Annotated in this window: 11 protein-coding genes; 4 read left to right on the top strand and 7 right to left on the bottom strand. The window is 67.0% G+C overall.

Going from position 1 to position 12,337, the window contains the following annotated elements; translation table 11 throughout:
* The first annotated feature begins 9 nt into the window (after positions 1-9).
* From groL to JOF45_RS01735, 3 genes are all read left to right on the top strand, one after another.
* The gene (groL, locus tag JOF45_RS01745; RefSeq protein ID WP_210047506.1) at positions 10-1,602 is read left to right on the top strand and encodes a chaperonin GroEL; all 1,593 of its coding nucleotides are present in this window, start codon (positions 10-12) and stop codon (positions 1,600-1,602) included.
* Between the two features lie 113 nt (positions 1,603-1,715).
* Positions 1,716-2,297, top strand: a complete 582-nt coding sequence (locus JOF45_RS01740; RefSeq protein WP_210047505.1) for a hypothetical protein — start codon at positions 1,716-1,718, stop codon at positions 2,295-2,297.
* Between the two features lie 60 nt (positions 2,298-2,357).
* Entirely contained in the window at positions 2,358-3,575 is a 1,218-nt protein-coding gene (locus tag JOF45_RS01735) for an MFS transporter (RefSeq protein ID WP_210047504.1), read from the top strand.
* Here the strand turns inward: JOF45_RS01735 and JOF45_RS01730 are convergent, their stop codons facing one another.
* The 4 genes from JOF45_RS01730 to JOF45_RS01715 form a co-directional block, all read right to left on the bottom strand.
* Positions 3,576-5,402 carry a PhnE/PtxC family ABC transporter permease gene (locus JOF45_RS01730; RefSeq protein ID WP_210047503.1) on the bottom strand — a complete coding sequence of 609 codons (1,827 nt, stop codon included), beginning with the start codon at positions 5,400-5,402 and terminating at the stop codon, positions 3,576-3,578. It abuts the gene before it with no gap.
* Between the two features lie 2 nt (positions 5,403-5,404).
* Positions 5,405-6,199, bottom strand: a complete 795-nt coding sequence (gene phnC / locus JOF45_RS01725; RefSeq protein ID WP_342591500.1) for a phosphonate ABC transporter ATP-binding protein — start codon at positions 6,197-6,199, stop codon at positions 5,405-5,407.
* Between the two features lie 39 nt (positions 6,200-6,238).
* Positions 6,239-7,234 (bottom strand): phosphate/phosphite/phosphonate ABC transporter substrate-binding protein, encoded by a 996-nt coding sequence (gene phnD, locus JOF45_RS01720; protein WP_210047501.1) that lies wholly within the window; start codon positions 7,232-7,234, stop codon positions 6,239-6,241.
* Positions 7,235-7,441: 207 nt separating this feature from the next.
* A complete protein-coding gene (locus JOF45_RS01715) occupies positions 7,442-8,662 on the bottom strand; it encodes an MFS transporter (protein ID WP_210047500.1) in 1,221 nt (406 codons plus the stop codon).
* Between the two features lie 109 nt (positions 8,663-8,771).
* On the opposite strand from JOF45_RS01715, the gene JOF45_RS01710 reads away from it, so the two are divergent.
* A complete protein-coding gene (locus JOF45_RS01710; protein WP_210047499.1) occupies positions 8,772-9,341 on the top strand; it encodes a TetR/AcrR family transcriptional regulator in 570 nt (189 codons plus the stop codon).
* 121 nt (positions 9,342-9,462) lie between these two features.
* Here the strand turns inward: JOF45_RS01710 and JOF45_RS01705 are convergent, their stop codons facing one another.
* The 3 genes from JOF45_RS01705 to JOF45_RS01695 form a co-directional block, all read right to left on the bottom strand.
* A complete protein-coding gene (locus tag JOF45_RS01705; RefSeq protein ID WP_210047498.1) occupies positions 9,463-10,374 on the bottom strand; it encodes a glycine betaine ABC transporter substrate-binding protein in 912 nt (303 codons plus the stop codon).
* Positions 10,375-10,440: 66 nt separating this feature from the next.
* The gene (locus JOF45_RS01700) at positions 10,441-11,376 is read right to left on the bottom strand and encodes an ABC transporter permease (RefSeq protein WP_210047497.1); all 936 of its coding nucleotides are present in this window, start codon (positions 11,374-11,376) and stop codon (positions 10,441-10,443) included.
* Positions 11,373-12,224, bottom strand: a complete 852-nt coding sequence (locus JOF45_RS01695; protein ID WP_210047496.1) for a quaternary amine ABC transporter ATP-binding protein — start codon at positions 12,222-12,224, stop codon at positions 11,373-11,375. The genes JOF45_RS01700 and JOF45_RS01695 overlap by 4 nt, the downstream gene beginning before the upstream one ends.
* Between the last annotated feature and the right edge of the window lie 113 nt (positions 12,225-12,337).

Below are 12,337 nucleotides of genomic sequence, written 5' to 3'. Positions count from 1 at the left end.
TCCACACCTATGGCAAAGCAGCTTGAATTCGACGATGCCGCCCGGAAGGCTCTCGAGGCCGGCATCGACAAGCTCGCAGACACGGTCAAGGTCACTCTGGGCCCCAAGGGCCGCAACGTGGTCCTGGACAAGTCCTGGGGCGCACCCACCATCACCAACGACGGTGTGACCATCGCCCGCGAGGTGGAGGTCGAGGACTCCTACGAGAACCTCGGCGCCCAGCTCGCCAAGGAGGTCGCCACCAAGACCAACGACGTCGCCGGCGACGGCACCACCACTGCGACCGTGCTGGCTCAGGCCCTGGTCAAGGAAGGCCTGCGCAATGTGGCCGCCGGTGCAGCACCCGGTGAGATCAAGCGCGGCATCGAGACCGCGGTCGACGCAGTGACCCGCCGTCTGCGCGAGAACGCTGTGCCCGTGGAGGGTCAGCAGGTGGCCAACGTCGCCGCCATCTCTGCTCAGAACGACGAGGTCGGCGAGCTGCTGGCCCGCGCCTTCGATTCGGTGGGCACCGACGGCGTCATCACCATCGAAGAGTCCTCCACGACGTCGACCGAGCTCGACATCACCGAGGGCATGCAGTTCGACAAGGGCTACCTCTCCCCGCACTTCGTCACCGACGCAGAGCGTCAGGAGGCCGTCCTCGAGGACCCGCTGATCCTGATCAACCAGGGCAAGATCTCCAACATGCAGGAGTTCCTCCCGGTCCTGGAGAAGGTCATGCAGGCCAAGAAGCCCCTGTTCATCATCGCGGAGGACGTCGAGGGCGAGGCCCTGTCCACCCTGGTGGTCAACAAGCTCAAGGGCACGCTGAACGTGGTGGTTGTGAAGGCTCCCGGCTTCGGCGACCGCCGCAAGGCCATGCTCGAGGACATCGCCGTGCTGACCGGCGGCCAGGTCATCTCCCCCGACCTCGGCCTGAAGCTGGACCAGGTCGGCATGGACCAGCTGGGCACCGCACGCCGCGTGACCGTCACCAAGGACGCCACCACCGTCGTCGACGGTGCGGGCTCCAAGGAGGACGTGGACGCACGTGCCGCTCAGATCAAGGCCCAGGCTGAGGCCACCGACTCCGAGTGGGACCGCGAGAAGCTCCAGGAGCGCCTCGCCAAGCTCGCCGGCGGCATCGGCGTCATCAAGGTCGGCGCCGCCACTGAGGTGGAGCTCAAGGAGCGCAAGCACCGCATCGAGGATGCCGTGGCCTCCACCCGCGCCGCACTGGAAGAGGGCATCGTGGCCGGCGGCGGCACCGCACTGATCAACGCGCTCTCCTCCCTGGATGAGGACGCCGAGGTCAAGGCGCTCTCCGGCGACGCCGCCGCTGCGGTGGGCATCGTCAAGCGTGCCCTGGTGCAGCCGCTGCGCTGGATCGCTCAGAACGCCGGCGAGGACGGCTTCGTGGTCGCCTCCAAGGTTGCGGAGCTGGAGCCGAACCACGGCTTCAACGCCAAGACCGGTGTCTACGGCGACCTGATCGCCGACGGCGTCATCGACCCGGTGAAGGTGACCCGCTCTGCTCTGCAGAACGCCTCCTCCATCGCCGCCCTGGTGCTCACCACTGAGACCCTGGTGGTCGAGAAGAAGGACGAGGAAGAGGAGTGATCCTCTCCCTCTGAAGCTTCTTCAGGCTGCGAGAAGGCCGGTCCGGGATACGCTCCCGGGCCGGCCTTTTTCGTGCTCGGGAGGACTTTCCGCGCGTCTGATGGAATGGAGGCATGGATCGCTCGCCCCACTCCCCTGCCGCCGACCCTGACGCCGTCAGCACGCTCAGCCAGCCCGAACGCCCGGCCTATGTGCTCATCTATGGCCTGCTCGGCTTCACCGCGCTCATCGTGCTGACGGTCTTCCTGCTGGTCCCGGAGGAGTCGGGCCTGGCCGACCTGGTGCTGACCTTCAGCGTGATCGGCACCACTGCCCTGCTGTGCACTGTGCTGGTGAAGGCCTGCGTGGTCCATGTGGAGGCCTCTGCCCAGAGTGGGCTCACCATGTCCATGGGACATGTGGTCACCCGGAACCTCCCCTGGGAGGCCATCGCCTCCATCGAGGAGGCACCGCGCGGCGGCAGCTTCGACGTGGGCTGGAAACTCATGGGCGGAGGCCGCATCGGCTACCTGGCCGGCTCTGAGACGCTGCTGGTGAAGATCCGGCCGGAGTTCCGCCAGGCGGTCCGCAGCGGCGAGATCAGCATCGGCGGAAGTCCCCGCCTGGCTGAGTGGTATTACGTCTCAGCGCCCGACGCCAGCCGCGTGGCCGCCCAGTTGGAGCAGCTGAGGATGCGGAACTCGCCCTCTGCCTGAGCGCCCCCGTTCAGCCGATCACCAGCTTGTTGTATCTGCGAACTATGAAAGAATCGTGGCGTGACTGATGATGCGAGGCTCTTCACCAAGGACTTCTTCCTCGCGATCATCATCAATCTCTTCCTGGCCATCGTCTTCTTCCTGCTGGTCACCGGCATGGCCGTCTATGCGACCGAAGAGTTCGCCGCCGGAGAGACGGCCGCCGGCTTCGCCGCCTCCGCATTCGTGGTCGGAGCCCTGTGCGCCCGGGTCTTCGCCGGCAAGTATGTGAACTTCCTGGGCCGGCGTCGGACCATCCTGGCCTGCCTGGTGGCCTATGTGATCGCCGGACTGGCCTATCTGGTGGTGGACTCCTACACCACGCTGATCCTGCTGCGCCTAGCTCACGGCGCGGCCTTCGCCTTCGGGCAGACCGCGCTGAACGCCGCCGTCTTCGAGCTCATCCCCAAGTCGCGCCGCGGCGAAGGTGCCGGCTACTATCTGCTGGCCAATGCGCTGCCGCCCGCACTGGGTCCGCTGGGTGCCATCCAGCTGACCGCCCACTACGGCTTCTGGGCGATGTTCGTGGCCACCACAGTGCTCTCAGCCGTGGCTCTGGCCGCCGCGCTGCTCATCCGCCTTCCCGAGCAGAAGACGCGGCAGGCCAGGCTGCGCGACCGGCTGATGCTGCGCCCGCAGGACATCATCGAGCCCGGAGCCTTCGCCATCGCCCTGGTGGCCGCCCTGCTGGGCCTGGGCTTCGCCTCGGTGATGACCTTCCTCAACGGATTCGCCCACAGCGAGGGGATGGTCGACTCCGCCTCCATCTTCTTCGTGGTCTACGCCTCCGCCGTGCTCGCCTCCCGCCTGTTCATGGGCAAGATCCAGGATCGGTTCGGCGACAATGTGGCCGTCTACCCGGCCATCCTGGCCTATGCGGCCTCACTGGTCCTGCTGGCCTGGACCCCCAACCAGGCGGTGCTGCTGACCGCCGGAGCGCTGGCCGGGTTCGGTTTCGGCTCCATCCTGCCGGTGCTGCAGGCGATCATCGCCTCGGCCCTGCCGGCCCACCGGACCAGCATCGGCATATCCACCTTCTTCCTGATGATGGATATGGGTTTCGGCCTGGGACCGCTGGTGCTGGGCCAGCTGGTGGAGCTTGGCAGCTACCGCACCATGTACGCCAGCTGCGCCGGCGTCGTCGCCGTCTCCCTGCTGCTCTACTGGTTCGTCCACGGCCGCTATGACGTGAAGCAGGGCGAGGCCCGGAGGCCCCGCCCAGGCCGCTCGCCGGAGTAGTCAGCGCATCAGCCGACGCACGAACACCGAGAGCCCCTCGATCAGCAGCACGATGGCGACCACGGTGATCAGGATGTAGGTCACCACCTCCCACTGCAGGGTCCGCCGGGCCATCTCCAGCTGATAACCGATGCCTCCGGCTCCGACGATCCCCAGCAGGGTGGCCGAGCGGAAGTTCACATCCAGCTGGTAGAGCACGTGGGAGACCACAGCGGGGGCGGATTGGCGCATCGTCGCGGCAAAGAAGACCTGTGCCCGTCCAGCCCCGCCGGTGACCAGGGCGTCCTGGACGCGTACGTCAGTCTCCTCGATCGAGTCGGCCACGAGTTTGGAGAGCAGGCCCATAGCGCCCAAGGCCAGAGCCAGCGTGCCGGCCACCGCTCCGAGACCCATGATGATGATCAGCAGCAGCGCCAGGATCAGCTCCGGGATGCCACGGGTCACCACGATGATCATGCGGAAGAACTGGGCCACACCCGGGCGCGGAGCAACGTTCCGCGCCGCCAGCGCGCCCACCGGCAGGGCCAGCAGCGCACCCAGGAAGGTGGCGGCCAAGGCGATCTGGATGGTCACCAGGATCTGAGCGAAGATCGTGGATGGGATGTCACCGTCTTGGGGTGGGAACCACCGCTGACTCTCCTCCGGCATCTCCGCGAACCCGGCGAAGAAGGCAGAGATGTGGAACTCCCCGGTCAGCACCTCCCAGGAGCTGACATCGGCGTCGGTCCAGGAGGCGGCGAAGGCCAGCAGGGCGCTCCACTCGATGTAGATGATCGAGGCCAGGATCAGCGCCACGGTCAGTCCGATGTAGCTGAATCGGGCGATCCGCGCGCCGTCCCAGGGCGGGATGGTCCGGCTGCCCAGCACGGGCCGAGATTCCAGCCGCTCCCCCGACCAGCGGCCCCGCAGCTTCTGCCAGGCCCACAGCACGCCGAATCGGCTGGGTTCAGCCCGTCCGAGCAGCTTCATGCGCAGGCGCCCAGAGATGATCTCCACCAGGATGCACAGCAGCAGGACGACCAGGCCCAGGGCCAGCAGCCGCGGATAGTTGCCCACGCCCTGGGCGGCACGCAGGTCGGCACCCAGACCGGCCACACCGACCCAGCCGAGGAGCACCGAGGCACGCAGGTTGATGTCGAACCGGTGCAGAGCGTGAGCGATGATCGCCGGCATGATGCCCGGCAGGACCGAGCCGAAGATCTGCTGGACCCGCTTGGCCCCGGCGGTCTCCTGCGCTTGGCGGGGGCCATCGTCGTGGTCCTCGATGGCATCGGCGTACATCTTGCCGAGCATGCCGACCGAGTGCAGACCCAAGGCAAGGATCCCGGCGATGGCACCGGCGCCGAATCCATAGACGCGCAGGAAGAACAGCGCGAGGATGAGCTCGGGGATGGCTCGCATGATCACGATGAACACACGGGATGAGGTCCGCAGCGCCGCCGAACGGCAGGTGCTCCGCGCGGCCAACAGGGCACACGGGATGGAGAGCAGCACTGCCAGCAGCGTGGCCAGCAGCACGATGCTCAGAGTGGTCAGTGTCCCCTGCAGCAGCTCTCCCGCCGCCGGGAAGTCCAGCGGCAGGGCACGCTGCATGAAGTTCTGAGTGTTGGACCAGGAGTCCAGCAGGGAGGCCAGGTTGATCCGCAGATCGATGACCGACCAGATGCCCCCTGCCAGGAACAGACCCATCACCACCGCGACGGTGATGCCGCGGGGCGAGGGGCTGGGCAGAGTCCGGCGGTCGCTCGGGGGCGCAGGGGTGCCGGAGCCGGCGTCGGCGTCGGGCGCTGGGACTGTCCGTGGACGTTCGTCTGTCGGGACGGCCATGATCAGACTGGGGCTCCGCTCGATGCGGGGACCGCGGGCAGCACGGCGGAGTTCCCATAGATGGACATCGCCCGTTCGTGGGTGATGTTGGCCGAGCTGTCGTCGAGGACCAGTTCCCCGTGCCGCAGGCCGAAGACGCGTTCGCCCCACTGCAGAGCCAGCTCCACCTGATGCAGACTGCACACCACGGTCAGGCTGTCCTCCCGGGCGATACGCGCGATCAGCGACATCACCTGGTTGCTGGACTCCGGATCCAGGGACGCCACCGGCTCATCGGCCAGCAGGATCTTGGGCTGCTGCACCAGGGCGCGGGCTACGGCCACACGCTGCTGCTGGCCGCCGGAGAGGGTGTCGGCGCGCTGGAAGCGCTGATCGGCCAGCCCCACGCGCTCCAGCTGCTCCAGGGCGCGCTCACGCACGTCCTTCGGATAGCTGAAGAGCCCGACGCGCGGCCCGCGCAGGCTCCCCAGCGCCCCGGTGCATACGTTCTCCAGAGTGGACATGGAGCCCACCAGGTGGAACTGCTGGAAGACCATTCCGATGTCCCTGCGGAGCCGGCGCAGCTCAGACCTGCCGGCCTGGGCGACGTCGGTGCCCAGCACACGCACCTCCCCCTCGGTGGGGAGGTGCAGTCCGTTGAGCAGGCGCAGCAGGGTCGACTTCCCTGAGCCTGAGAGTCCCAGGAGGATGGTGAAGGTCCCCGGGCTGACATCGAAGCTCACGTCCTGCACCGCGGTGGTGGAGGGCGCGAAGAGCTTCGTGACGCCTCTCAGGCTCAGGTCATAGTCGTTCGGCACAGACAATGGGTCTCCTTGAAGGGGCGGCGAGGGGCGGCGTCAGCTGTCGCAGGCTTCGGCTTCGGTGATCTCGCAGACTTCGCGGATGCCGTCGTAGAGCTCGTCGTCCACCGGGGTGTACTCGTAGGACTCCTCCGGCAGGGAGCACTCCTCAGCGGAGTCGCAGTAGCCGGCCTCCACCAGGTTGTCCACGTTGATCAGCTCGTCCTCGAACAGGCCGCGCAGCGTCTCCTGGGTCTCCTCATCGAGCGTCTCAGTGTTCATAAAGATCGGGGAGGCCGGGATCATCGGAGACTCCCAGACGATCTCGTAGTCGTCCTCCTCGAGCTCACCGCGCTCAGGAAGCAGCGTGGTGACCATGGAGTCATAGGCGAAGGCCATATCGCACTGCCCGTCCAGCATGGCCAGCACCGAACCGTCGTGGGAGCCCGGAAGCTGAGCGTCCACGTCCTCCATCGGGTCCAGACCGGCCTCCATCATGCCGGCCGAGGGGTAGAGGTAGCCGGAGGTGGAGCCCTGCTCCACGTAGCAGACGCTGCGTCCCTCGGCGTCCTCCAGCGACTCGATGTCCGAGCCTTCGGGGACCAGTGCGTAGGAGACGTAGCCGGCCTCCTCGCCCTCCTCCTCGACGCGGCCGCCGAGGACCTCGACCTCGGCGCCCTGGTCACCGGAGCGGACATAGGTGAAGGGGGATCCGATGGCCATGTCGGCCTGACCTGCGATCAGCGACTCGATGACGGCGTTGTAGTCGGTGACGCTGCTGAACTCGACCTCACGACCGGTCTCCTCCTCGAGGACCTCCATGAACAGCTCGAAGCCGGCCTCGAGATGGGTGGAGTCCTCGGCGGGCACACCGGTGAGGGTGATGACGTCGTCGCTGGTCTCCGAGGCCTCGGCGTCGCCGTTCTCCGCCCCGTCGTTCTCATCGGCGGCGGATTCGCCGCAGGCGGTCAGGGCGAAGATGCCGGCGATCCCGACGGTGGCCAACCGCGCAAAAGGGGTCCTTCGGACGGTCTCGGTGGTCTCAGCTGACATACGTCGGCTCCTCCTGCTCGAATGTGAGTGATTCGGATCTGGGCACAGCAGAACTGCGCACATTCGGCCACTGAACCGATCCGAGGTGAACAGGAGGAGGCCCTGATGCGGGACCGCGGTGAACCCTCGGCAAAACCGGTGAAGCCGCTCGATGCCCGAGGAGACCTGGGACGGGCGGCCCTGCCAGGCCGAACCTCAGCGGGCAGTTCAGCGGACCTGTGAGGACGCCAGATGCCTCGGCGCCAGCACCGCGGAGATCAGCGCGACGCCGGCGGCCGCAGTGAAGGCCGGCGCAGCGCCGAGCCCTTCTAGAAGCCCACCCACCAAAGAGCCTCCGATGCTCTGCCCCAGCGCCAGCATCAGGAAGGCCACCCCGACGCCGGCCGCCGGCTGCTCGCAGTAGGTGGCCGCCGCGGAGATCAGGATCAGACCGCTCATCGCGATATAGACCGCGCCGAAGGCTCCGCAGGCCGCTGCGGTGAGCCCCACCTGGCCGGGCAGCAGACCGATCACCGCAGTAGCCAGGGCGATGAGCACCGCACTGCCGCCCCAGGCCACGCGCATTCCGACACGATGGGCGATGTCCCCCACGGCCGCTCCGAGCAGCCCGCAGAGTCCCAGCCCCGACCAGGCCACCGTGGCGGTGAACTGACTCTGACCGCCGCTGCCGGTGAGGACGTCCTGGCCGAACACCCACACGGCGGCGGTGGCTGCGCCCATCAGCACGGCGGTGGCGTGGAGCCGCAGCGCGCCGTCGGGAAGCAGCGGATCCGGCAGCAGAGAACGCAGGCGCTCGCCCGTGCCCTGCCGCTCCGCACCAGGGCGGGCGAGCCGAGCATGGGGCACGCTCTGAGCCGCCCAGAGCGTGGCCAGCAGCGCGACGGCGGCGAAGATCAGCCAGGCGCTGCGCCAGTGGGCCAGGGTCACAAGGGCCACCGGACCGGAGACGGCCACACCCAGTCCGGTGCCGGCGTTGATGATGGTCTGCACCCGGTCCCGGTGGGGCCATGCGACCCGTGCGGACACGGCGTGCGCCAGCGGTGGAGAGGCCAGTCCGGTGCTCATCCCACCCAGCACCACACCCACAGCGAGCACTGCCGCATGGGGAGCCAGGCCCACCAGGGCCGTGCCGAGTGTGGCCAGCGTGCCGGTGATGACGACCATGGTGCGGCTGCCCAGCCGCGGAGTGAGCATCATGGCCGGATAGATGGCCAGACAGTAGGCCACGTAGCTGGATGAGCCGATCAGACCGACCACGCCGGGGTCCAGGCCGAACTCAGCGCGAAAGGCCGGCACGAACAGCCCGTAGGCGAAGCGCGCCAGCCCGTAGGCCACTGCGATCAGCACCAGCCCGGAGGCTGCCAGCTGTGCGGTCTGCCGCGGACCGAGCGGCGCGGCGGTGGTCTGGAGCAGGGCAGGGGTCGTCACGGCGGGCCTCCTAGACTGGGTGGGAAAGGACAGCGCCAGAGGTATACAGATCGGTAACCGCAAGCCCTGTCAGACTAGGTATACAGACCTGTTAAGTCAAGGAGTCCACGTGGCCATCGAGACCGCCCCGATCGAGAACCTGACCCCAGGAGCCCACCGCATCCTGGACGTGGCCTCGCGGCTGTTCTACGAACAGGGAATCCACTCGGTGGGCGTCGACACCATCGCCGCCGAGGCGGAGGTGACCAAGCCGATCCTGTACAAGAACTTCGGCAATAAGGACGGCCTGGTCCAGGCCTATCTGACCCAGCGGCACCACAGCTGGTGGCCCACGCTGGAGGCCGCCGTCGAGGCAGCGGAGGCGCCGCGGGCGCTCTCGTTCTTCGACGTCTATACGGAGGACGCGAAGACGATCACGCGTGGCTGCGCCTATCTGAATGCGGCCGCAGAGCTGAGCGAGGACCACCCCGCCTACCCGATCATCCACGAGCATAAGCACGCGATCTGCCAGCGGCTGCGCGAGCTGATCGAGGAGGACTGCCCGCAGATCTCCGATCCCCAGCGCACCGCCGACCACCTCTTTCTCCTATTGGAAGGCGCCTTCACCCACCACCGCATCTACGGCGGACAGCTTCTGACCGAGGCCCGCGAGATCGCAGAGGGCATCCTGCGCGCCTGAGGCAAGCTCGACGCAGACAGGATCCGACTTCACCCTCCGAGACTCGCGCGGACAGCAGGAGGCCCCGCAGGATCTCCTGCGGGGCCTCCTGTGTCGACTGAGACTGAGCCTGCCGCTCAGATCACTCGCCGGTCAGCTCCTCGATGATCTCAGGGTGAGCCTCGGCCCACTCCACGGCACCCTCGGCGTCACCGTCGTGCTCCTCCACGACCAGACGCTCCAGCTCAGCGTACTCATCATCGCTGAGCTCGAGAGCACTCATCCACTCGGCGACATCCGGGAACTCCTCCGAGAAGTCCGCGCTGGCCACGAGGTTCAGCGTCTCCTCCTCGCCGTAGAGGCCCTCCGGATCCTCGAGATCCTTCAGGTCCCAGGAACCGTAGGCCCAGAAAGGACGCCACAGGGTGACCACGATGTCCTCTTCGGCCTCGATCGCGTTGTCCAGCTCAGAGAGCATGGCCGCGGTGGAGGACTCCACCAGATCGAAGTCGTCCAGACCATAGCCCGGCATGACGTCATTCTCCGTAGTGGCCATGTGACCGGCGCCGGCCTCGATACCCACGATCTGGCTGTCGAAGTCGGCGGCGTTCTCGCTGAGCTCCTCGATGGAGTCGATCTCGGTGTACTCCGGCACCGCCAGCGTCAGCACAGCACCCTCGTAGTAGGCGCCGAGGTCCTCGAGGTCGTCTCCGTGGGAGTCCATGTACTCGGCGTGGGTTCCGGGCAGCCACGCCGAGGGGTAGACGTCGATATCTCCGTCGGCCAGACCCTGGTAGACCGGGGCGGCGTCGCCGAGCGCCTCGATCTCGACGTCGTAGCCCTGCTCCTCCAGGATGTGCTGCCACAGGAACGTGGTCGAGGAACCGTCGGTCCATCCGTCGATGTAGCCGAGGGTGATGGTGCCGCCGTCACCGTTTCCGCCGTTGTCGTCACCGTTGCCGTCGTCCCCGCCGTCGCCGCAGGCGCTCAGCGCCAAGATGGCGGCGGCCGAGAGTCCGGTGAGGGTGGTGAGCCTTCCGTTGCGTACTGCCATTGTTCTGTTCCTTCTCTCCTCTGGTGCGTTGTGTACTGCCTGTAGGTCTGTGTGGTGCCTATAGGTCTAGACGGAGGCCGGCCCGGCGGCCTTGCGGAAGCCCATGCCCTTGGTGCGGAGAAGGCGTCCCGCCAGGCTTCCCCCGGAGCCGATGGAGGCGGTGACGCGGTCGAGATAGATGGCCAGCATGACCACGCAGAGGCCGGCTTCCAGCCCGAGGCCGAGGTCCAGGGTGTTGATCGCTCGGCTGACCTCATTGCCCAGCCCGCCGGCGCCGACGAACCCGCCGAAGACCGCCATGGACAGGGCGAGCATGATCACCTGGTTGACTCCAGCCATGATGGTCTTGGTGGCCAGGGGAAGCTGGATGCGCATCAGGATCTGCCAGGGTGTGGAGCCGAAGGCATGGCCGGCCTCCACGACTTCCTGGTCCACTTGGCGGATCGCCAATTCGGTGAGGCGCACCCCCGGAGGCAGCGCGAAGATGACCGTGGCGAAGATGCCGGCTGCCATGCCGAGGCCGAACATGGCCATGGCCGGGATCAGCCAGACCAGAGCGGGCATAGTCTGCATCAGGTCCATCACCGGTCTGACGGCGTTGGAGACCACGCTGTTCTTCGCCGCGAGCACGCCCAGAGGGATGCCTATGATCAGCGCGACGACGGCGGCCACCGCCACCAGCGCCAGGGTCTCCATGGTGTTCTCCCACTGGTCCGCACTGATGATGAAGAACATCAGCGGGGCGGTCAGCAGGGCCATCTTCCAGTCGCGCAGGAGCCAGCCGACCAGTACGAAGATCAGTGCCAGCACCAGCGCATCAGGTCCGGCCAACAGGTCGGCCAGGCTGCCGGAGACCGTGCTGAGGGCGGCGTCGGCACCATCGACCACTGCACTGAACGTGCCGGTGAGCCAGTTGAAGCCGTCCTCCAACCAGGTGTCGTATGGGATCCGCGGGACTCCGGTGCCCTCGGTCTCCTCGGCCAGGATCACGCCCTCATTCATGCCGCACCTCCCGGAGCCGGAATGCTCGCCGGATCGATCTCCTCGACGAACCGTGCCACGTAGTCATCGGCCGGCTGGGTCACCAGCTCGTAGGCGGTGCCCTGCTGAACGATCCGCCCGTCCTTCATCATCGCGATCCTGTCCCCCAGACGGATGGCCTCATTGAGGTCGTGGGTGATGAAGACGATGGTCTTTCCCAAGTCCTTCTGCAGCTCCAACAGCTGGGTCTGCATATCGCGACGGATCAGCGGATCCAAGGCGGAGAAGGCCTCATCCATGAGCATGATGTCGGTGTCGGCGGCCAAGGCACGGGCGAGTCCCACGCGCTGGCGCATGCCGCCGGAGAGCTCATCGGGACGGTGGTCGCCCCACCCGTCCAGGCCGACCATGGCCAGAGCCTCCTCGGCTCGCTGCCGCTGCGCCTCTTTGGACTCGCCCCGGACCTCCAGGGCGTAGGCGGCGTTCTGGGCGACTGTGCGGTGCGGAAGCAGTGCGAAGTGCTGGAAGACCATCGCAAGGTGTTCGCGTCGGATGGCGCGCAGCTCAGCCGGGGAGGCCGCGGTGATGTCCTGGCCCATGATCTCCACGACGCCGTCGGTGGGCGGCTGGAGCCCGTTGAGCGTACGGATGAGCGTGGACTTGCCGGAGCCGGAGAGGCCCATCACCACGTAGATCTGTCCGGGTGGAATGTCGAAGCTGGCGTCGATCACCGCTGCCGTGCCGAGGTGGGTGAGGTCAGAGCGCTCAGCACCCTCCTTCACCTGGCGCACGATCTCCTGAGGCCGCTTTCCGAAGGCCTTATACACATTCCGAACACTCACTGCCGGTTCGGCGGTGCTGGAGGTCACGTCATTTCCTTCGTCGAGGCTGAGAACTCTAGTGACCTTACCAAAACCTGGGAATCATCGTTTTACATGCTAGTAACAATAAATGCGTGTGATGCCGCTGTCGCGCTCTGACC

Source organism: Nesterenkonia lacusekhoensis (assembly GCF_017876395.1).
Lineage (GTDB): Bacteria > Actinomycetota > Actinomycetes > Actinomycetales > Micrococcaceae > Nesterenkonia > Nesterenkonia lacusekhoensis.
This window is presented reverse-complemented; position numbering and strand designations above follow the sequence as displayed.

Bases quoted from the DNA above. Each gene is read 5' to 3' on its own strand.
- groL (WP_210047506.1), top strand. From the start codon at position 10: ATGGCAAAGCAGCTTGAATTCGACGATGCCGCCCGGAAGGCTCTCGAG.
- JOF45_RS01740 (WP_210047505.1), top strand. From the start codon at position 1,716: ATGGATCGCTCGCCCCACTCCCCTGCCGCCGACCCTGACGCCGTCAGC.
- JOF45_RS01730 (WP_210047503.1), bottom strand. From the start codon at position 5,402: ATGGCCGTCCCGACAGACGAACGTCCACGGACAGTCCCAGCGCCCGAC.
- phnD (WP_210047501.1), bottom strand. From the start codon at position 7,234: ATGTCAGCTGAGACCACCGAGACCGTCCGAAGGACCCCTTTTGCGCGG.
- JOF45_RS01705 (WP_210047498.1), bottom strand. From the start codon at position 10,374: ATGGCAGTACGCAACGGAAGGCTCACCACCCTCACCGGACTCTCGGCC.
- JOF45_RS01700 (WP_210047497.1), bottom strand. From the start codon at position 11,376: ATGAATGAGGGCGTGATCCTGGCCGAGGAGACCGAGGGCACCGGAGTC.